The organism is Corallococcus silvisoli (assembly GCF_009909145.1).
GTDB lineage: Bacteria > Myxococcota > Myxococcia > Myxococcales > Myxococcaceae > Corallococcus > Corallococcus silvisoli.
Window position 1 is genome coordinate 106,222 of sequence record NZ_JAAAPJ010000024.1, and the last position, 19,943, is coordinate 126,164.

General features: G+C 71.1%; 17 protein-coding genes. 10 read left to right on the forward strand and 7 right to left on the reverse strand.

Annotation, left to right across the window (positions count from 1 at the left end):
* Positions 1–100: 100 nt before the first annotated feature.
* The 3 genes from GTY96_RS34030 to GTY96_RS34040 all read left to right on the forward strand — a co-directional run bounded on the left by GTY96_RS34030 (position 101) and on the right by GTY96_RS34040 (position 2,618).
* Positions 101–661: a NifU family protein gene (locus GTY96_RS34030; RefSeq protein ID WP_143905169.1), complete on the forward strand. Its 561-nt coding sequence runs from the start codon at positions 101–103 to the stop codon at positions 659–661.
* A 113-nt stretch (positions 662–774) separates the two neighbouring features.
* Positions 775–1,614: a class I SAM-dependent methyltransferase gene (locus GTY96_RS34035; RefSeq protein ID WP_255442657.1), complete on the forward strand. Its 840-nt coding sequence runs from the start codon at positions 775–777 to the stop codon at positions 1,612–1,614.
* 143 nt (positions 1,615–1,757) lie between these two features.
* A complete protein-coding gene (locus GTY96_RS34040; RefSeq protein WP_235686062.1) occupies positions 1,758–2,618 on the forward strand; it encodes an alpha/beta fold hydrolase in 861 nt (286 codons plus the stop codon).
* A 20-nt stretch (positions 2,619–2,638) separates the two neighbouring features.
* On the opposite strand, the gene GTY96_RS34045 is transcribed toward GTY96_RS34040, so the two are convergent.
* Complete coding sequence (locus GTY96_RS34045; RefSeq protein ID WP_143905167.1) at positions 2,639–3,526, reverse strand: ferredoxin reductase domain-containing protein; 888 nt, start codon at positions 3,524–3,526, stop codon at positions 2,639–2,641.
* 278 nt (positions 3,527–3,804) lie between these two features.
* On the opposite strand from GTY96_RS34045, the gene GTY96_RS34050 reads away from it, so the two are divergent.
* Positions 3,805–4,521, forward strand: coding sequence for a lysophospholipid acyltransferase family protein (locus GTY96_RS34050; protein WP_235686063.1), 717 nt, complete (start codon positions 3,805–3,807; stop codon positions 4,519–4,521).
* A gap of 98 nt (positions 4,522–4,619) precedes the next feature.
* On the opposite strand, the gene GTY96_RS34055 is transcribed toward GTY96_RS34050, so the two are convergent.
* Positions 4,620–5,627, reverse strand: coding sequence for a fatty acid desaturase family protein (locus tag GTY96_RS34055; RefSeq protein WP_143905165.1), 1,008 nt, complete (start codon positions 5,625–5,627; stop codon positions 4,620–4,622).
* A gap of 399 nt (positions 5,628–6,026) precedes the next feature.
* On the opposite strand from GTY96_RS34055, the gene GTY96_RS34060 reads away from it, so the two are divergent.
* Both GTY96_RS34060 and GTY96_RS34065 read left to right on the forward strand, forming a co-directional pair.
* Complete coding sequence (locus GTY96_RS34060; RefSeq protein WP_161666904.1) at positions 6,027–8,630, forward strand: response regulator; 2,604 nt, start codon at positions 6,027–6,029, stop codon at positions 8,628–8,630.
* The gene (locus GTY96_RS34065; RefSeq protein WP_161666894.1) at positions 8,627–9,763 is read left to right on the forward strand and encodes a THUMP domain-containing class I SAM-dependent RNA methyltransferase; all 1,137 of its coding nucleotides are present in this window, start codon (positions 8,627–8,629) and stop codon (positions 9,761–9,763) included. Before GTY96_RS34060 ends, GTY96_RS34065 begins: the two co-directional genes overlap by 4 nt.
* A 236-nt stretch (positions 9,764–9,999) precedes the next feature.
* On the opposite strand, the gene GTY96_RS34070 is transcribed toward GTY96_RS34065, so the two are convergent.
* The 3 genes from GTY96_RS34070 to GTY96_RS34080 all read right to left on the reverse strand — a co-directional run bounded on the left by GTY96_RS34070 (position 10,000) and on the right by GTY96_RS34080 (position 13,409).
* On the reverse strand, positions 10,000–11,598 hold the full coding sequence (locus GTY96_RS34070) for a sensor histidine kinase (RefSeq protein WP_161666895.1): 1,599 nt from the start codon (positions 11,596–11,598) through the stop codon (positions 10,000–10,002).
* Positions 11,599–11,893: 295 nt separating this feature from the next.
* Positions 11,894–13,021 carry a TIGR02266 family protein gene (locus tag GTY96_RS34075; RefSeq protein WP_161666896.1) on the reverse strand — a complete coding sequence of 376 codons (1,128 nt, stop codon included), beginning with the start codon at positions 13,019–13,021 and terminating at the stop codon, positions 11,894–11,896.
* A 13-nt stretch (positions 13,022–13,034) separates the two neighbouring features.
* Positions 13,035–13,409: a response regulator transcription factor gene (locus GTY96_RS34080; RefSeq protein ID WP_143905161.1), complete on the reverse strand. Its 375-nt coding sequence runs from the start codon at positions 13,407–13,409 to the stop codon at positions 13,035–13,037.
* Between the two features lie 81 nt (positions 13,410–13,490).
* Here GTY96_RS34080 and GTY96_RS34085 point away from each other — a divergent pair, with 81 nt between their 5' ends.
* The gene (locus GTY96_RS34085) at positions 13,491–14,888 is read left to right on the forward strand and encodes a M20/M25/M40 family metallo-hydrolase (protein WP_186002053.1); all 1,398 of its coding nucleotides are present in this window, start codon (positions 13,491–13,493) and stop codon (positions 14,886–14,888) included.
* Between the two features lie 27 nt (positions 14,889–14,915).
* Here the strand turns inward: GTY96_RS34085 and pip are convergent, their stop codons facing one another.
* Positions 14,916–15,881, reverse strand: coding sequence for a prolyl aminopeptidase (pip, locus tag GTY96_RS34090; protein ID WP_161666897.1), 966 nt, complete (start codon positions 15,879–15,881; stop codon positions 14,916–14,918).
* A gap of 109 nt (positions 15,882–15,990) precedes the next feature.
* Positions 15,991–17,202: a small ribosomal subunit Rsm22 family protein gene (locus GTY96_RS34095; RefSeq protein WP_161666898.1), complete on the reverse strand. Its 1,212-nt coding sequence runs from the start codon at positions 17,200–17,202 to the stop codon at positions 15,991–15,993.
* A 58-nt stretch (positions 17,203–17,260) separates the two neighbouring features.
* On the opposite strand from GTY96_RS34095, the gene GTY96_RS34100 reads away from it, so the two are divergent.
* Genes GTY96_RS34100 through GTY96_RS34110 form a run of 3 tightly spaced genes read left to right on the forward strand, consistent with a single transcriptional unit; the run spans position 17,261 to position 19,870 of the window.
* The gene (locus GTY96_RS34100; RefSeq protein WP_143905157.1) at positions 17,261–18,271 is read left to right on the forward strand and encodes an ABC transporter ATP-binding protein; all 1,011 of its coding nucleotides are present in this window, start codon (positions 17,261–17,263) and stop codon (positions 18,269–18,271) included.
* Positions 18,268–19,071: an ABC transporter permease gene (locus tag GTY96_RS34105; protein WP_143905156.1), complete on the forward strand. Its 804-nt coding sequence runs from the start codon at positions 18,268–18,270 to the stop codon at positions 19,069–19,071. The genes GTY96_RS34100 and GTY96_RS34105 overlap by 4 nt, the downstream gene beginning before the upstream one ends.
* Before the next feature lies 1 nt (position 19,072).
* Positions 19,073–19,870, forward strand: a complete 798-nt coding sequence (locus GTY96_RS34110) for an ABC transporter permease (protein WP_143905155.1) — start codon at positions 19,073–19,075, stop codon at positions 19,868–19,870.
* Positions 19,871–19,943: the final 73 nt, after the last annotated feature.

Genomic DNA, 19,943 nt, shown 5'->3' on the forward strand with positions numbered 1-19,943 from the left:
GAGTGAATGAAGGTCGCGGGGCGTTTGCCTGACGGCCGGACAGGTTGCTATGGGGCCCGGCGCCCTTTAGAGGAAGCGGACTTTCGTAGGGAGAACACGCATGTCAGTGAACATCCAGCTCGAGTGGACCCCCAACCCCAGCACGCTGAAGTACGTGGTGGACCGCAAGCTGCTGGGCGGTGGCGCGGTGAACTTCACCAACCGGGACGAAGCGCAGGCCAAATCGCCCCTGGCGCTCCGGCTGATGGACATCCAGGGCGTGACGGCGGTGATGCTGGGCACGAACTTCGTCACCGTGACCAAGGGCGAGTCGGGGGAGTGGGACGAGCTCAACGACTCCGTGATGTCCACGCTGGACACGCACCTGAGCGAAGGCCTGCCGGTGGTGGACGAGGCGGCGATCGCGGCGGCGCGCCAGACGGTGTCGGCGGACGGCACCGTGGAGCAGCGCATCCAGGTCATCCTGGACGAGGAGATCCGCCCGGCGGTGGCCCAGGACGGCGGTGACATCACGCTGGACCGCTTCGAGGACGGCATCGTCTACCTGCACATGAAGGGCTCGTGCGCGGGCTGCCCGTCGTCCACGGCGACGCTGAAGATGGGCATCGAGGGCCGGCTCCGGGAGATGATTCCCGAGGTCACGGAAGTGGTGTCCGTCTGAGACGCAACGTCAAGGCGCCCCAGGTCCGCAAGGAGCTGCTTCCGGACCAGTCCCCCGCGCTCCTGCGGGAGCTGCACCTGCTCACGCGCGAGGGACACCTCAACGCGGATGCGCTGCGCAAGCTCAAGCAGGTCAACCACCTGGTGGGCCTGTTGCGCCCGGCGATGGAGGATGTGCAGGCCCGCCACGCCAACCCCCTGGTGGTGGACGCGGGCAGCGGCAACGCGTACCTGGGCTTCGTCGTCTACGAGCTGTTCCTCAAGGACGCGGCGGGCGGCGAGCTGCTCTCCATCGAAGGCCGGCCGGAGCTGACCGAGCGCGCGAAGGGCCGCGCCGAGCGGCTGCGCTTCGACCGGATGCGCTTCCAGACGGCGCACATCGACGCGGCGGAGTACCCGGAGCGGCTCCACGTGCTGATGGCGCTGCACGCGTGCGACACGGCCACGGATGACGCGCTGGTGGCGGCCATCCGGCACGGCGCGGACCACGTGGCGGTGGTGCCGTGCTGTCAGGCGGAGGTCGCCGCGCAGCTGAAGGAGAAGCGCGCGAAGCCGGCGGGCTCCATGTCGCTGCTCTTCCAGCACCCCTGGCACCGGCGTGAGTTCGGCTCGCACCTGACGAACGTCATCCGCGCGCTGACGCTGGAGGCGTTCGGCTACCAGGTGACGGTGACGGAGCTGACCGGGTGGGAGCACTCGCTGAAGAACGAGCTCATCCTCGGGCGGCGCGTGCACCGGGACAACCGGCGGGCGCGGCTCCAGCTCCAGGCGCTGCTGGCGGAGACGGGGGTGCAGCCCCGGCTGACGCGGCTGCTGGGCATCACGCCCGCGGCCGGTGGCGGCGCGGAGGATGACGCGCCCGGACTCGTGTCGGACGACGTGGGCGCGTCAGGGCCCATGGGCGCGCAGACGTCGGTGCCGGAGGGAACCCCCAGCCCGGGGAACGGTGTCTAATCCCACGGGACGGAGGTTCGTCTCGGAGTGGACCGGCGCTGGACACGGTTCGCGTGCGCGCGAGTCCCGGAGGCCTTCCCCCGGAATCCGGTGGGAGGGCCTGGCGTTCTGGAGCGCGCCGGGCGCTGTCGATGGAAGGGGGCATGGCCTTGGAGCTGGATGACTGGGGCGGGAGCGGTCCGCTGCTGCACTTCGCTTGCGCGAACGGTTTTCCTCCGGAGACGTACCGGAAGCTCTTCGCGCGGCTCGCGACCCGCTACCACGTGGTGTCGCTGCGCACGCGGCCGCTGACGCCGGACCAGGCGCCGGAGGCGCTCACGACCTGGCAGGAGCTGGGCGACGACCTCGCGCGCGAGCTCCAGCTCCGGGGACGCTCCGGCGTGCTGGGCGTGGGCCACAGCGTGGGCGGCACGAGCACGCTGATGGCGTCCGCCGCGAACCCGGGCCTGTTCCGCGCCGTCGTCGCGTTGGATCCCGTGCTCGTCACCGGGCCGCGCGCGTGGGGCGTGCGCCTGATGAAGGCGCTGGGCCGCATGGACCGCACCGCCATCGTGCAGGGCGCCCGGCGGCGGCGGGAGCGGTGGGCGACGCGCGAGGAGGCGGCCACCGCCTACCGGCAGCGCAGGCTGTTCCGCGACTGGGACGCGGACTGCTTCAACGACTACATCACCCACGGGCTCGTGCCGGCGGACGCGGGCGACTTCCGGCTGCGCTTCCCGCGCGAGTGGGAGGCCCGCATCTTCGAGACCTTCCCCGCGGACCCCTGGAGGCTCATCCGCGCCAACGCGGCGCCCACGCTGGTGCTGCGCGGCGAGCGCTCCGACACGCTCCTGCCGGAGGCGCTGGCGCGGGCGGAGCAGGAGATGCCCCGCACGAAGGTGGAGGAGCTGCCGCTCGCCTCACACCTGTTCCCGATGGAGAAGCCGCGCGAGACGGCCGAGCGCGTGCTCGCGTTCCTCGACGCCCTGGGGCCCGTGGACCCGGGCAGTGCCCCGGAGCCCTGAGCCGCCTTGCGCGTGGGGCGTCAGCCGTACGCCTCGCGCTTGATGCGCTTGTCCGGGATGTCCAGCGCGTGCAGGTGGCCGAGCACCGCCTCCATGAAGCGCGGGGTGGCCGGCGTGCGCGTCTCCAGCGCCTTTCGCCGGTCCCAGGGCGTGATGGCGGGGCCGCACACGTAGACGAGGCAGGTGTCGCGGTCCGGCACCAGCTCGTGCAGGAGCGCCTCTCCGACGCGGCCCTTGCGCACCTGGGGGCCATACTTCGCCTCATCCGTCTCGCGCGTGAGCGTGTGCACCACGCGCACGCGGTCCGGCGAGGCGCGCTCCAGGGCGGCCAGCTCCTCGCGGTAGAGGATGTCCCCCCAGGTCTTGTTGGACGCGAGGAACGTGTGGCGCAGCTTCAGGCCCCGGTGCAGCGAGTCCTTCACGATGGCGAAGTTGGGCACGGCGCCGGAGCCCGCCACCACGTGCAGGACGTGGTCCGTGCGTTCGGTCACGTCGTCCGGCAGCACGTACGGCCCCATGAAGCCCGTGACCTTCACGCGCGCGCCGGTGAGCCGGCCGTGCACCAGCAGCGGCGACAGCAGCGGCGGGTAGCGGGTGATGCCGGGGAGGAACTCCTCGTCCTTCACCGTGATGGCCACGCGCGGCTCGTGCGGCGCGGAGGCGAGCGAGTACGAGCGCGCCGGCTCCTTGCGCCCCTTCTGCTCCTGCAGATAGGCGCACTGGTGGGCGAGCGCCGGGAACTGATGCGGGTCGATGTTGAGGAACTGGCCCGCCTTGTAGTCGAGCGGCCCCGGGCCCAGGTCCAACAGCAGGGTCGCCGTGTCGTGCGTTTCCATCCGCACTTCGGTGACGGTGGCCTCGTACTCGACAGGCCGCTTGGCGCGGGAAGGCGTGGCTTCAACGCTCATGGCGTTCCCCATAACACGCGGGGTACGGGGGCCGCGCGGCCGGGCTCGCGCGCGCCCACTCGGTCCCCTCCCTGGCTCCGGGGATGATACGACGTTGGCTGGATGACGGATGGGCGGACAGGCAGCGCGGCGCCGCCCGACAGGCGCTGACCCTCCCCGGGGGGCAGGACTACATCTGCGAGAGGACGTCTCGCCATCGCGCCCCGTGTCGCCACGGGGGAACCGGGAAAGGACGTGGGCCGGCCGTGCTTCGACTGTTATTCGCCTTGATGTCGCTGATGCCCCGCCGGCCCCGCCGGCACATCGTGCGCGGGCTGATGCACGCCGTGTGGGGCACGCTGTCCCGCGTGAAGGTCCATGGCCTGAAGGACCTGCCCCCGGGCCCCTGCCTCTTCATCTGCAACCACCTGTCCAACGCGGACGGCTTCACGCTCTACCGCGCGCTGCGTCCGCGGCGGGTCGTCTTCCTGGCGGGTGTGAAGCTGCACGGCACGGTGATGACGCGGCTGGCGGCGGAGACGATGGACACCATCGACATCACGCCCAACTCGCCGGACATCGAAGCGCTGCGCCGCTGCGTGGAGCTGCTCAAGGGCGGCCAGTCGGTGCTCATCTTCCCGGAGGGGGGCCGCAGCCGCTCCGCGGGGCTGTTGCAAGCGAAGAAGGGCGTGGGCCTCATCGCCAAGCGCGCCGGGGTGCCCATCGTCCCGGTGGCGCTGACGGGCACCGAGAAGCTGATGCCCATCAACGACTCCGACATGGGGGGCGAGCGCCTGTTCAAGGCGGACGTCACCGTGACCTTCGGGCCCGCCTTCCGCATGGAGGACCTGGAGCCGGAGCTGGCCGGCGCCTCCGACGCGCGTCAGGCGTTGGTGGACGCGATGATGCACCGCGTGGCCGCGCTCCTCCCGCCGGAGTACCGGGGCGTCTACGCCGCGAGCCCCGAACCGGCCGCGTCCGCGGGAGCGCCCTCGGCCGTGCCCCCTTCGGCTTGATGAGAGGACAGAAGCCTGTCCCTGGAGGCGCCACATGCGCGCCTTCAGGAGCAGGCCCTGCGTCTCTTCAATCCCTCACGGACAACGGACCGCCGGACTCAATCCCTGGCGGCTGACGTGAGGAAACGCCACGCGCTCTTCTCTCCGCCCAGGTACGTCTGGAAATGATTCTCCCCGGGGCGGTAGAGGGCCGTCCCCTTGAGCCGCTCGTGCAGCGCGGGCAGGTGGTAGTAGGGCACCGACGGGAAGAGGTGATGGGACAGGTGGTAGTTCGCGTTGAAGGGCGCGATGAAGAAGCGCTCCAGCCACGTGGCGGACTCCACGTCCCGCGTCTCGTGCGTCTCGTCGGGGGTGGCCGGGGTGAAGGGGTGCTCCACCACCGCGCGGATGCGGAACGCCACCATCATCAGCGTCAGCGATGGCACCGACCACAGGAGCAGGTAGTGCAGCCAGCCTCCGGTGAGCGTGAGGAACGTGATGAAGCCGCCCATCCACAGCGCGTACCGGAGGTGCTCCGCGCGTGAGGGCGGCGGACCGCCCTTGCCCAGCGCGCGCCCTGTATAGGACCAGGGAATCATGATGCGCACGTGGGACAGGGTGAAGATGCCCACCAGGTCCCCCAGGAGCACCCGCGCCGTGCTCCAGCGGGTGCGCGGGAACATCCACGCGGCGTCGCGCTGCGCCGTGCGCCAGTAGGGGTCCTTCGGCGTGTTGACGAAGCGGTGGTGCTCCGCGTGCTCCTTGCGGTAGCCCGCCGTGGTGATGTTCATGGGGAACGCGCAGAGCACATCCGCCATGAAGTCGTTGAACCCGCGGTGGTTGTGCAGGTGGTAGTGAGAGGCTTCGTGCACCAGGCTCAACAGCGCGTGCTGACGTGAGGAGATGACCACCGCGGCCAGCACCCACGCCCACCACCGGTCCACCTGCACCACGAACGCCACGGCCAACGCGATGATGAGCCATTGGCGGGTCGCGGCCCACAGCCCCCGGATGTTGCCCACGACCGACAACTCCCGGACGGTGCCAGTCACCGCCTTTCTGTCGAACACGCGAGAGGTGACCGCTTCCGAGTCATCCAGCGACGGCTGTTCTGGGACGGCAAGCATTGGGACAGACCTCCTGCCGGGCGCGAGCGCTCTGGCGGGAGGCCGGGAGGTTCATCCCTCCCCCACCCAAGGCGACCCCCTGCCGCGCACCCCGGTTCATGTGGGACTACACCGCCTTGGCGGTAATAATCTCATATCACAGTAATTGTGAGGTCTGAAATACCCGCTCAGACTTACAGCCATGACGGACGTGGAAACCCAAACGGTTGGGCGGTTGAGCAGGTGTTGAAAGGTCTCCAGAAGCCGGCCCTCCAGGGGGGCTGGCGCACGGGAAGAAGGGGGCTCGGGTCTTTTGGGCGTTGCGTTGGAGGTGTTGTCCGTACACTGGTCAAGAACGCCCTTTCCGCGTCCCGCGGCCCCAGGAAAGACAGGGAGGTTTTCGTGCTCCCCGGTGAATGGATGCAGGCACCCTTCGACTTCCAGACGCTCTTCGAGCTGTCCCCCAACCCGTACATGCTGCTGGACCGCGAGCTGAGGTACGTGACGGCGAACGCGGCCTATCTGCGGGTGACGGCCAGCCGGCTGGAGGACCTGGTCGGGCGAAACGTCTTCGACGCGTTCCCGCATGACCCGGACGACCCCGCCAACGCCAGCGCGCGGATGCTGCGCGAGTCCTTCCTCCGGGTGTTGAGGGAGCGGGCGCTGGACACGCTGGCGCTCATTCCCTACCGGGTGCCCCGCGAGACAGACGGGGGCGTGGTGATGGAGGACCGCTTCTGGAGCGCCACGCACACGCCCCTTCTGGACGCGGAGGGCGAGGTGGCCTTCATCCTCCAGCACACGATGGACGTCACGGAGGTGCACCAGCTCAAGCAGGCGGTGCGCGGCGTGGAGCCCTCGCGGGACGGGGGCGGGCCCGGGGTCCAGCTCCTGGGCGGGATGTTCGCGCGGGCCCAGGCCGTCCAGGAGGCCAACCGCACGCTGGACGATGAACGCAAGCACCTGCGCCGCCTCTTCGAACAGGCTCCGGGCTTCATGTGCTCCCTGCGCGGGCCCCGGCACGTGTTCGAGCTGGCCAACCGCGCCTATCTCCAGCTCGTGGGCCACCGGGAGCTGGTGGGCAAGACGGTCCGGGACGCGCTGCCGGAGGTGGAGGGGCAGGGCTACTTCGAGCTGCTGGACCGGGTCTTCACGACGGGGGAGCCCTTCATTGGCCACGGCATGCGCGTGGAGGTCCAGCGCGAGCCCGGCGGGCCGCTGAGCGAGGCCTTCGTGGACCTGGTGTACCAGCCCGTGGTGGAGGCGGACGGGAGCGTGTCCGGCATCTTCGTCCAGGGCCACGACATGACGGCGCAGAAGCGGGCGGAGGAGGAGCTGGCACGCCACCGCGAGCACCTGGAGGAGCTGGTGCGCGAGCGCACCCGGGCGCTGGCGGAGAGCGAGGCGGAGCGCCGTCAGACGGAGGCCGCGCTGCTGCAGGCGCAGAAGATGGAGGCGGTGGGGAAGCTGACGGGCGGCGTGGCGCACGACTTCAACAACCTGCTCCAGGTGGTGAGCGGCAACCTGCAGCTGCTCCAGCGCGACACGGTGGGGGATGCCCGCGCGCAGCGGCGGCTGGAGATGGCCCTGGGCGCGGTGGAGCGCGGGGCGCGGTTGTCCTCGCAGCTGCTCGCGTTCGCTCGGCGGCAGCCGCTGGCGCCCACGTCGCTCAACGTGGGACGGCTGGTGCGTGACATGGACGACCTGCTCCGCCGCGCGCTGGGCGAGGACGTCGAGGTGGAGACGGTCATCGCCGGCGGGCTGTGGAACACGTCGGTGGACCGCAACCAGCTGGAGAACGTCATCCTCAACCTGGCCATCAACGCGCGCGACGCGATGGACGGCCGGGGCAAGCTGACCATCGAGGCGGGCAACGCGATGCTGGATGACCACTACGCGCTGCTGCACCCGGAGGTCACCGCGGGGCAGTACGTGATGCTGGCCATCTCCGACACGGGCACCGGCATGACGCCGGAGGTGATGGCGCGCGCCTTCGAGCCGTTCTTCACCACCAAGCCAGAGGGCCGCGGCACGGGCCTGGGGCTGAGCATGGTGTATGGCTTCGTGAAGCAGTCCGGCGGCCACGTGAAGATCTACAGCGAGGTGGGGCACGGGACGTCGCTGAAAATCTACCTGCCGCGCACCTTCCAGGCGGCGGTGCAGCCGGTGGACGCCACCTCCGGGGCGGTGGAGGGCGGCACGGAGACCATCCTGGTGGTGGAGGATGACGCGGCGGTGCGGGCCACGGTGGTGGAGGTGCTGACGGAGCTGGGCTATCGCGTGCTCAAGGCGTCCGACGGGCAGAGCGCGCTCGCGGTCATCCAGAGCGGCCTGCCGGTGGATCTGCTCTTCACGGACGTGGTGATGCCGGGGCCGGTGCGCAGCCCGGAGCTGGCGCGGCAGGCGAAGGCGCACCTGCCGGACCTGGAGGTGCTCTTCACGTCGGGCTACACGGAGAACGCCATCGTGCACGGCGGCCGGTTGGATCCGGGCGTGAGCCTGTTGTCCAAGCCGTACCGGCGCGAGGACCTGGCCCGGAAGCTCCGCGCGCTCCTGCGCAACCGCGAGCAGCGGCTGGCGGGGAAGCCGGCGCGGACGCCCGCGCCCGCCGCCCCGTCGCCCGAGGTGAAGGACGCGCTGCGCATCCTCCTGGTGGAGGACGACGCGGACATCCGCGAGTCGGCGTGCGAGCTGATGACGGACCTGGGCCACGCGGTGCATGCGGTGGAGACCGCGGAGGCGGCGAGCGACGTGCTGGCGAAGGAGCCCATCGACCTGCTCTTCACGGACGTGACGCTGCCGGGCAGGTCCGGCGTGGCGCTGGCGCGAGAGGCCGCGAGGCGCTTCCCGGCGCTGCGAATCATCATCGCGTCCGGGGATTCGAGCGCGGTGTCGGGGGCAGGGTTGGAGCGCGCGGTCTTGCTGCCCAAGCCGTATGACCTGGCGCAGATGGAGCGTGCGCTGCGAAGCGCCGCCACCGTGGAAGCGCCGTCCCCTGCTGTCGCTGGAAAGGAGCCCGCGTGACGGGCGCGAGGAGCCAGACGGAAGAAGCGGTGTACGTGTCGACGCTGCCCGGGCTGGAGCCGGCGTTGGAGGCGGAGGCGCGCGAGCAGGGCCTCGTGTTCCGGCGCGCGGAGGGGGGCATCGAGTGCGAGGGCCCGGCGGGCCTGCACCAGACGGCGAACCTGCACCTGCGCACGGCGAGCCGGGTGCTGCTGCGGCTGGGCACGTTCACGGCGCCCACGGCGGATGCGCTGGTGCGCGGACTGGAAGCGCTGCCGATGGGAGGCGTCTGGGATGGGAAGGCGCCGCTGCGGCTGTCGGTGAGCCTGCATCGCTCCGTGGCGCCGGGGCCGGGCGTGGTGCTGGAGTCCGCGGCCGTCGCCTGGGGCCAGCGCGACATTGCGAGCGCGGGGCACCTGGACGAGGAGGGCGCGGTCCCGGGGCTCACGCTGCTGGTGCGCGGAGAGGGCGAGCGTTGGACGGTGAGCGCGGACACGTCCGGAGAGCCGCTGCATCAGCGGGGCTACCGGCAGGAGGTGGGGCGCGCGCCCCTGCGCGAGACGCTGGCGGCGGGCATCCTCCGGCTCGCGGGCTACACGGGGGAGATGTCGCTGGTGGATCCGATGTGTGGCTCGGGCACGTTCCTGGTGGAGGGGGCGTGGATGTCCCAGCACCGGGCGCCGGGGTTGCTGCGCACGTTCGCGTTCCAGTCGTTCCCCTCCTTCGACAGGGAGGCCTGGGCGCGGCGTCGCGCGGAGGCGGAGGCGCGGGGGCTGGTCCAGCCTCGGGTGACGCCGCGGGGGTATGACCTCAACGCGGGGGCGCTGGGCACGGCGCGGCGCAACGCGAAGCGCGCGGGTGTGACGCTGACACTGGAGCGGCATGACCTGCGCACGTTGAAGGCGCCGCCGGAAGGGCCCGGGCTGGTGGTGGCCAATCCGCCCTACGGAAAGCGGGTGGGGGAGGCGGAGGACCTGCCGGAGCTGTACCGCGCGCTGGGGGCCACGATGAACGGCGCGTTCCGCGAATGGCGCAAGGCGCTCATCGTGCCCGAGGAGCCGAGGTTGGTGTCGGCGCTGGGGCTCCAGGGCGCGCGGCGGATCCCCGTGAAGAACGGCGGCCTGCGCTGCCTGTTGTTGCTCGCGGGCCCGTGAGCGAGGGCGGGGCTCGTGTGCGCCTCGCGCGAGCGCGCGGCACGCGAGCCTGGAGCCGCGGCGGCCGTGGGATGCTTGTGCGAGCGCGCATCGCGTGACGCTGGAGTAGCGGCGCGCGTGCGAACCTCGCGCGCGCGCGTTCCGCGAGTCCGGTGCCGCGGGGCTGTGAGCCTCGCGCGAGTTCGCGTCACGTACGACGGTCTTCGCGCGTGCCTCGCGCGGACACGCGTCCGTGGCTACAGCGGCAGCACCAGCTCGAACCGCGCGCCGCCTTCGGGCCTCGCGCCCGCGCGCACCTTGCCTCCGTGCGCGTGCACCACGCGCCTCACGATGGCGAGCCCCAGCCCGCGGCCGTTGGCACGCGTCAGGAAGAAGGGCTCGAAGACGCGCTGCGGATCCAGTCCCGCGATGCCCGGGCCTTCGTCCTCCACCCCCAACGACACGCCCTCCGGCACGCGCCGCACCGCCACGCGCACCGTGCCCCCGGACGGCGAGGCCTGGATGGCATTGCGCACCAGGTGCGTCACCGCCAGCTGCAACAGCGTCTCGTCGCCGGGAAGCTCCGGCACGTCCGGCGCCTCGTCGAACAGCACTCGCGGCGACGGCAGGTCCGGACGCCCCTGGAGCTGACCGAGCGCCCGGTGCACCAGCTCCCCCAGGGACACGGGACGCGGCCGAGGCTCCAGCGGGCGCACCGCGTCCAGCAGGTCGCGCACGATGTCCTCCAGCCGGATGGCCTCCTCCTCCAACATCTCCACCGCGGAGGCCCCCGCGGGCCCCAGCCGCGGTTCGCGCTTGAGCACCGCCACCGTGTTCAGGATGGCGCCCAACGGATTGCGCACCTCATGGGCCACGACGCCCGCGGCCTCGCCCAGCGCCGTCAGCCGTTCGATCGCCACCAGCTCGTTCTGCAGGCGGGACACCTCCGCGAGCCGCGCCTCCGCCGCCCGGTGGTGCCGCACGTTCTCCAGCGCCCCGCCTATCAGCTGCGCGAACAACTCCAGCGGCCCCGCGTTCGCGGGCGTCAGCGTCGTGGACTGCACCGCCAGCACCCCGTACGGCTCATCTCCCACGAAGATGGGCGCGTCCAATGCCCGCGAGCCCGGCGCATAGATGCGCTGGATGCTGTCCGCCACCTCCGGCAGGAGCAGCCTCCGCACCATGCTGAACGCGTCCGGGTGGAACACCGCCTTGCGCCGCGTGAGCACGTCCGTCAGGTGCGGCATCCCCGAGCGGTGCAGGCGCACCTCGTGCACGCCCTGCCCATACAGCCGCTCCGCCGCCGCCAGGCTCTCCGGCTCCTGGCGCATGGGCCCGTAGCGCAGGGAGTCCCCCTCCAGCAGCATCACGGAGACGTAGAAGCCCTGACGGTGCACGGCCTCCACCGCCAGCTCCAGCACCGACGCCTCGTCGCGGCAGCGCAGCAGCTCCGCCGACGTGGACACCAGCATCGTGGACAGCGTGCGCACCGCGTCGCCGCCCTCCGCGTCCAGCAGCAGCACCAACTGCTCCTCCGGCACGCGGCCCGGCGCGGTGAGCGGCGACAACAGGTGCGTGCGTCCGTCCGCGCCGTGCACCCGCACCCAGGCGGGTTGGTCCGGCGGCGGCTCGCCGCGCGCCAGCGCCTGGCACATCGGCTCCATCCACGCGCGCTCCTCCGGCCCGAAGCGCGCGCAGAACTCCAGGAGCGTCGGCAGCTCGTCGTCGCGCAGGCCCAGCAGTGTCCGGAGCGCGACATTGGTGAACACCATCTGATCGCCCCGCAGCACGAACAGCGGCACCGGCAGCGCCGGCAGCAGGCCGTCCAGGGAGGCGGGCGGGAGGGGCGCGCTCATCGCCTCACCCAACGCGCGGCACCGCCCGCTCCCCGGGTCACATGCCGCTTCGCGCCAGGAGGCCGCGGGTCCGAAAGCAATCGCCGCGCGCGCGCGCCGTAGGGAGGGGGGAAGGTGTTGATCACTGGAGAGAACACCATGAACTTCGCGAACGAGTTGGACCGCAGGGACCTGGAGTTGAAGTCCGTCATGGCCGTGTGGGTGGCCTTCGTGGCGATGAGCGCGGTCTTCCTGGGCCAGTTGCTCTAGTCCAGGCGGGAAGCCACGCCCGCCTGGAAGCCCCGCCGGGAACCTATCAGGGCTTCCTCGTGCGGCGGACGTACTGCTGGATGAAGTCACGCTCCTCCGCGCGCAAGGCACTGAGGCGCAGCCCGTAGCCCCGGGGGTTCTTGCCGTCCTCCAGGGAGTTCTCCCAGATGACGGAGCTGCGCAGGGTCATCACCCGCTCCGGCTCATCGAAGCGCAGCGTCAACTCCACCTGCGTCCCCAGCCGCAGCGGCCGGTCCGTGCCGATGAACAGACCGCCCGACGACAGGTTGATGATGCGGTGGTCGGTGAAGATGCCCGTGTTCTTCATCGTCACCCGCACGTCCGCGTGCAGCCGGTCGTCCGAACGGCGCTCCAGGCCCACGAACTCGGCGCTCGAATACGAAGGCGCGGGGCTCGCCACGGGGCGCCGCGCGGGCGCTGGCGGAGGCGGCGCGGGAGCCGGCGGAGGTGGCGGCGGCGCCACGGGCCGCGACGTGGGCAGCATCACCGGCGGAGGCCTGGGCGGCGCGGGCGGGGGCACGAACGGCGGCGGCCTCGCGGCGGCGGGAGGCGGCGCGGGCGGAGGCACGAGCGCCGGCGGCCTCGCGGGCACCGCGGATCCACTCAAGGGCAGCGGGGACGCGGGCGGCGCCGGAGGCAGCGCGCCGGCCATGTCCAGCCGGGGCGGCGGCGGTGGCGCCGGGTGCAGCGCGCCTTGGAGGTAGAGCGTCTCCGCCTCGCGGATCCGCCGCGAGAGGAAGTCGAAGATCTCCACGGACACCTGGCGCAGCTCCGGATGCAGGTCCGGCGACAGGTGGTCCGGCGAGAAGCGCTTCGCCATGCGGAAGAAGGCGGTGCGGAACTCGTCGAGCGTCGCGTTCGGCTTGAGTCCGAAGACCTCGTGCGGCGGCAGGTGCAAGAGCCCCCGCAGCTGGTTGCGCAGACGCTCGGCCTGCTGGGTCTCCGCGGAGGGCGTGGGCGCCGCGGTGGCGAACAGGTCGCGCACCTCCGGCAGGTCCTGGAGCGGGATCCAGTTCGTCCCATCGCGCGACGCGCGCACGGCCGTCTTCAGGCGGCCGGAGGCGATGAGGTCTCGGAAGGCTTGCAGCTGGAGGGGGCCCAGGACGCGGCCGAGCGAATCACCCACCCAGTAACCGACAACGGATGACGACACGGGGACCTCGGAGTCAGGACGCGAGTGCTTCGCGCATGGCGGACGCGATCTCCATGGGATGGAAGGGTTTGCCGACGAAGCCCACCGCCCCCGCGGCGATGGCCTGCTCCACCACGGGCTCGGCGTCCATGCTGCTGATGACGAGCACGCGCGTTCCCGGCGACACGTTCTTGATGGCGCCCAGCACCTCCAGCCCGCTCTTCTTCGGCATGAACAGGTCCAGGAACATCACCGCGGGCTGCTCCTTCGCGGCCAGGGCCAGCCCTTCCTCACCGTCCGCTGCCTCCAGGAGTCTCAGGGCGATACCCGTCTCCGCGATGACGTCCTTGAGGATGCGACGCACGAAGCTGTCGTCATCCACGAGCAGCAGGGTTGGCAGTCCAGACATGGGCGGCAGGATACATAAGACGCGTGGTTTGGGCGCGGCCGTCATGCGGCGCCTGCCCGCCTTTTGGGTTAAGGGGTGGGCATGTCCACCGACCAGGCGCTGTCCCATTTCGAGTCCCAGAAAGCCGCGTATCTGGAGGACCTCAAGGCCCTCGTACGCATACCCAGTGTGTCCTTCCCCGGGTTCGATCCAGCCCTCGTGCGACAGAGCGCGGAGGCCACCGCCGCCCTGCTCAAGGACCGTGGTTTTGAAAACGTCCAGTTGCTCGAAATCGAGGGCGCGCATCCGTATGTCTATGGCGAGGTGCTCAAGGCGCCGGGCCGCCCCACGCTCCTCCTCTACGCGCACCACGACGTGCAGCCCGCGGGAGACGAGAGCGCGTGGAAGAGCCCGCCGTTCGAGCCGGAGCTGCGCGACGGCCGCCTGTATGGACGCGGCGCGGCGGACGACAAGGCCGGCATCGTCGTGCACACCTCCGCGGTGGACGCGTGGCTCAAGAGCACCGGCCAACTCCCACTCAACGTGAAGGTCATCATCGAGGGGGAGGAGGAAGCCGGCAGTGACCACCTGGGTGCATTTCTCCAGAAGCACGCGAAGTTGGTGGCGGCGGACGCCATCGTGTTGACGGACACGTCGAACTTCGACACGGGCCTGCCGTCCATCACCACGGCGCTGCGCGGGCTGGTGACGGTGGACGTGGAGGTGCGGGGGCTTCAGCAGGCGGTGCACTCAGGCATGTGGGGCGGGCCCATTCCGGATCCGGCGATGGCGCTGTGCCGGATGCTGGCGTCGCTCACGCACGCGGATGGCTCCATCGCCATCGAGGGCGTGATGGAGCAGGTGAAGCCGCTGACGGCCGCGGAGCGGGAGAGCATCCAGTCGCTGCCGGGCGACGAGGCCACCTTCCGCGAGCAGGCTGGCCTGCGCGAGGGCGTGGAGCTGCTGGGGCAGGGGCGTCACCCGTGGGAGACGAACTGGCGCCAGCCGAGCCTGGCGGTGAACGCCATCCAGGCCAGCAGCCGCAAGGACGCGCGCAACATCATCGTGGAGTCGGCGTGGGCGCGCGTGGGCATCCGCGTGGTGCCGGACATGGATCCGGAGGACGTGCAGCGCCGGCTGGTGGCGCACCTGAAGAAGGTGTGCCCGTGGGGCCTGGAGCTGGAGATCCGCGAGGATCCGGCGTCTGGCTGGTGGTACACGGACTCGTCACACCCGGCCTTCCAGGCCGCCTTCCGCGCGCTGGAGAAGGGCTACGCGAAGAAGCCCGTCACCATCGGGTGTGGAGGGTCCATCCCCTTCGTGGAGCCGTTCGCGAAGGAGCTGGGCGGCGTGCCCGCGCTGCTCATCGGCGTGGAGGACCCCTACACCTACGCCCACTCCGAGAACGAGAGCCTGCACCTGGGGGACTGGGAGAAGGCCATCCGCTCCGCCATCCACCTCTACGAGGAGCTGGCGAGGTCGCTGACCGCGCGCGGCTGAGCGCGCGGTCCGCTCACGGCGTGGGGGCTACAGGCCGCGGAAGCGGTCCGTGGCCTCGATGAGCGCGGACGTGTTGCCGGGCTCGTTGGCGGAGTGGCCGGCGTCCGGGACCAGCACGAACTGGGCCTCCGGCCACGCGCGGTGCAGGGCCCACGCGCTCTCCGGCGGGCAGACGACGTCGTAGCGGCCCTGCACGATGACGGCGGGGATGTGGCGGATGCGCCCCACGTCATCCAAGAGCTGGGTGTCGCTGCGCAGCCAACCCTTGTTGACGAAGTAGTGGCATTCGATGCGCGCGAAGGCGATGGCGAAGTCGTCCCCGGCGTTGCGCGCGATGAGCTCCGCGTTGGGGTACAGGCAGCTGGTGCGGCCCTCCCAGACGCTCCACGCCCTGGCGGCCTCCTGCCGCGTGTGCGGGTCGTCGCCCATCAGGCGCTTCGCGTACGCCTGGAGCAGGTCCCCGCGCTCCGCCTCCGGGATGGGGGCGAGGAAGTGCTCCCAGGCGTCCGGGAACATCGCGTCCGTGCCGCGCTGGTAGAACCAGTCGATCTCCTGCTTGCGCAGCAGGAAGATGCCGCGCAGCACCAGCTCCGTGACGCGCTCCGGATGCGCCTCCGCGTACGCCAGCGACAGGGTGCTGCCCCAGGAGCCGCCGAAGAGCATCCAGCGCTCCAGGCCCAGGTGCTCGCGCAGCCGCTCCATGTCCGCCACCAGGTCCCAGGTGGTGTTCATCTCCAGGCTGGCGTGCGGGGTGCTGCGGCCGCAGCCGCGCTGGTCGAACAGGATGATGCGGTAGGCGCTGGGGTCGAAGAAGCGGCGCTGCTTGGAGTCGGTGCCTCCGCCGGGCCCGCCGTGCACGAACACCACGGGCTTGCCGTTCGGGTTGCCGGACTCCTCGAAGTAGAGCGAGTGGCCGCCGGTGACGCTCAGCCGGCCGGTGCGGTAGGGCTCGATGGAGGGATAGAGCGTTCGCAGCGGCGTGGAGGCGGGCACGGTGTTCCTTTCGCGGGAAGGCGCTGTGGCACAACCTAGCAACAGTTCGCGCCCCTCGCGGAGGCTGTCGGGAGTGCGTGCGGAAGCCGACACGCGAGGGGGCGGGGTGTCAGGCCTTCTCGGGAGGGGCGGGCGCGGGCGCCTCGCGCGGCGCCTCCGGCGCCTTGGGCGGAGGCGGCACGCCGCGCCCGGCCTGGGCCACCATGCGCACCTCGGCGTTCTCCCCGAGCGCGAAGCCGTCGCCCTTGGTCTCCAGGTCCGTCGCCTCGATGACGTCTCCGCGCTGGAGGTGGAAGAAGCGCTCGTTCTTCTCCGAGCGGTGGCGCTCCTGCATCGCGAGCCCCACGCGCCCCTCGGGACCGCAGCCGATGTAGCGCTGCCGGCCCTTGCCCTCCAGCGACTCGCTGACGATGCGGAACAGCCGGCCCGGCGGAGGCTCCGGCCACGCCTCGCCCTTGGGCGCCACCATCAGGTAGCTCATCTTCAGCGACTCCTTGTGGAAGCCGGCCACGCGCGCCAGCTCCTCCACCACGCGCGGCATGGGCCAGGCGCGCTCGGCGTGGCACCAGTCCGTCTCCTTCACCAGCGCGGGGCAGGCGCCCCGGTACAGGCACGGCGCGCGGATGGCGTAGCCGCGCTCCACCAGCAGGTCGCGCACCTTGAGCAGGTTGCGGCTCGTCTCGCGCAGCGCGGGCTCCATCACCAGCAGGCTGCCGCCCTTCTTCACCTTCGTGAGCACCGCCTCCAGCAGCGCCGCGCGCGGCTTGAGCGCATCGTCCGTCGCGCCGTACAGCTCGTTGACGACGTGCCCCATCGTGATGAGGTCGTACTGGCCCTCCGGCAGCGTGGCGTTCTTCTTCAGCGGATCCCACTCGCGCGTGGCCAGGGCCTCGCCGGCCTCCGTCGCCAGCTCGCGCGCCAGGTTCAGCGCGGGCTTGCTGCGGTCCGCCGCCGTCACCTCGCTGGCGCCCGCGTCCATCGCCGCGAAGGCCACCGGGCCCGGACCGCTGCCCAGGTCCAGCACGTGGCGGGGGCGGTTGGGCAGCTCCCCCAGCACCTGACGCGCCTGGGCATAGGACACCGGCCAGTAGAAGAGCAGGTAGGCGCCCAGGAGGCGCGGGTCATCCATGTATCGGGCGCCCGCGAGCTGCCGCTCCCGGGTGAGCCCGAGCGACAGTTGCTTCACGCCCGCGCCGACCTCCTTGACCTCCTGCGGCGTGAGGCGCCCCTCCGGCCCGTCGCTCCTGCCCCGGGACGCGCGCCACACGGCGATGAGCCGGGGCAGCCACCGCTCCAGGTCCTTGCTGTATGCGTTGCTCATCGGTGCCTTCACATCAGGGGTCGCCACCCGAGGGCGACCGCGTTAAACCCGTCCCGCCATGATTTCCGTCCGCGGATTGCGCAAGCACTATCAGGTCCACAAGCGCCCGCCTGGCCTGAAGGCGGCCCTGCGCTCGCTCGTCCACCGCAGCTACACGGCCGTCAAGGCCGTGGACGGCATCTCCTTCGACATCCGGCCCGGGGAGCGGGTGGGCTTCCTGGGCCCGAACGGCGCGGGCAAGACCACGACGCTCAAGGTGCTCTCCGGCCTGCTCCACCCGTCCGAGGGAGAAGTCACCGTGGATGGCCACGTGCCCCGGCTGCGCGAGGAGGCGTTCCTCAAGAAGATCATGCTCGTGATGGGGCAGAAGCAGCAGCTCCTCTGGGACCTGCCGCCCGTGGAGACGTTCGAACTCAACCGCGCCATCTACGACGTGCCCCGCCTCCAGTACAAGCAGACGCTGGACGAACTGGTGTCGCTGCTGGAGCTGGAGGACCTCATCACCAAGCCCACCCGCCAGCTGAGCCTGGGCGAGCGGATGAAGTGCGAGCTGGCGGCGGCCCTCATCCACCGCCCCCGGGTGCTGTTCCTGGACGAGCCCACCATCGGCCTGGACGTGTCCATGCAGGTGACGATGCGTGAGTTCATCAAGGCGTACAACGAGAAGACGGGGGCCACGCTCATCCTGACCAGCCACTACATGGACGACGTGGCGGCGCTGTGCCCGCGCGTCATCGTCATCGACAAGGGGCAGCTGTCCTACGACGGCAGCCTGGAGGCGCTGGTGCAGCGCGTGCGTCCGGAGAAGCGCGTGGTGCTGCGGCTGGGCCAGCCGGTGGACGCCGCGGTGCTGGCGCCGCTGGGCCGGGTGGTGTCGCACGACGCGAGCACGGCGGTGCTCCAGGTGCAGCAGGACGCGGTGAGCGCCACCGTGGGCCGGGCGCTGTCCACGCTGCCGGTGACGGACCTGACGGTGGAGAACGCGCCGCTGGAAGAGGTGATGAGCGAGCTGTTCCAGGAGGGCAAGGCGCGCCGGGCGGAGGCCGCCCGGGAGGCGGTGCCCGCGTGAGCCTGCGCACGTCCCTGCGGGCGCTGCCCACCCTGCTGCGCATCGGCTTCTCGGAGGCGGTGGCCTACCGCGCGGAGATGGTCGTCTGGGTGCTGGCCACCACGATGCCGCTCATCATGCTGGCCCTGTGGTCGGCGGTGGCGCGCGGAGGGGACGTGGGCCGCTTCGGGCAGGCGGAGTTCACGGGCTACTTCCTCGCGGCCTTCTGCGTGCGGCAGCTCACCTCGTCCTGGGTCGCGTGGATGCTCAGCTACGAGGTGAAGCAGGGCACGCTGGCGATGCGCCTCTTGCGGCCCATCTCTCCGCTGCTGTCCTACGCGACGGAGGTGCTGGCGGGCATCCCGCTGCGCGTCGCGGTGGTGCTGCCCGTCCTGGGCATCAGCGTGTGGGCGGTGGGGGGCCGGGCCGTGCCCGCGTCGCTCGGAGGGTGGGGGCTGTTCGCGCTGGGCATCACGGGCGGGTGGCTCATCACGTTCTACCTGAACGTGATGCTGGGCGCGCTGAGCCTGTACCTGGAGAGCAGCCAGAAGCTGATGGAGATCTACATGGTGCTGTTCTTCGTCTGCTCCGGGTACATGTTCCCGGTGGAGTTCTTCCCGCCGGGGCTGCGCGCGGTGATGGACGCGCTGCCCTTCCGCTACCAGATGGGGCTGCCGGTGGAGCTGATGACGGGGGCGCACGCGCCGGCGGAGGCGTGGGGGCTGCTGGCGAAGCAGTGGGCCTGGGTGGCGGGGCTGGGCGTGGGGGCGACGCTCCTGTGGCGGCGGGGCCTGGCGCGCTTCGCGGCGTTCGGAGGCTAGGGTGGTCAACGCGAAGCGATACCTGCGCCTCCTGGGCGTGCAGCTGAAGGCCTCCGGGCTGCTGGCGCTGCAGTACCGCGCGGACTTCCTGGCGGAGGGGCTGACGTCGCTGGCGTGGACGTTCACGGCGCTGGCGCCGCTGTTCGTCGTCTTCGGCGCGCGGCCCACCATCGAGGGGTGGACGTTCCAGGAGTCGCTGCTGGTGGTGGGCTGGTTCACGCTCTTGCAGGGGGTGCTGGAGGGTGCCATCAGCCCCAGCCTCACGGGCATGGTGGAGCACATCCGCAAGGGCACGCTGGACTTCGTGCTGCTCAAGCCCGCGGACGCGCAGTTCCTGGTGTCGACGCAGCGCTTCCTGCCGTGGCGCGCGGTGAACGTGCTGTCCGGGGTGGCGCTGTTCGTCTACGCGTTCATGTCGCTGGGGCGCTGGCCGTCGGTGCCGGGCATCCTCGCGTCGCTCGTGCTGCTGGGGACGAGCATGTTGATCCTCTACTCGCTGTGGATCCTCGTGGTGAGCGCGGCGTTCTTCGTGGTGAAGGTGGACAACCTCACCTACCTGTTCACGTCCATCTTCGACGCGGCGCGGTGGCCGTCCTCCGTGTTCCGGGGGACGCTGTCGTGGGTGTTCACCTTCATCATCCCGCTGGCGTTGATGACCACGTTCCCCGCCCTGGCGCTGCTGGGCCGCCTGCCGTGGACCTGGCTGGTGGGCGCGGTGGTGGGCGCGGTGGCGTTCGCGTCCATCGCGCGGCGGGTGTGGCTGCTGTCCATCCGCCACTACACGTCCGCGAGCAGCTAGGCCGTGTCTGATGGATGCAGGTGGCGCAGGTAGGAGAAGATGAGCGCCACCTGCACCAGGGCCAGGTAGTTGA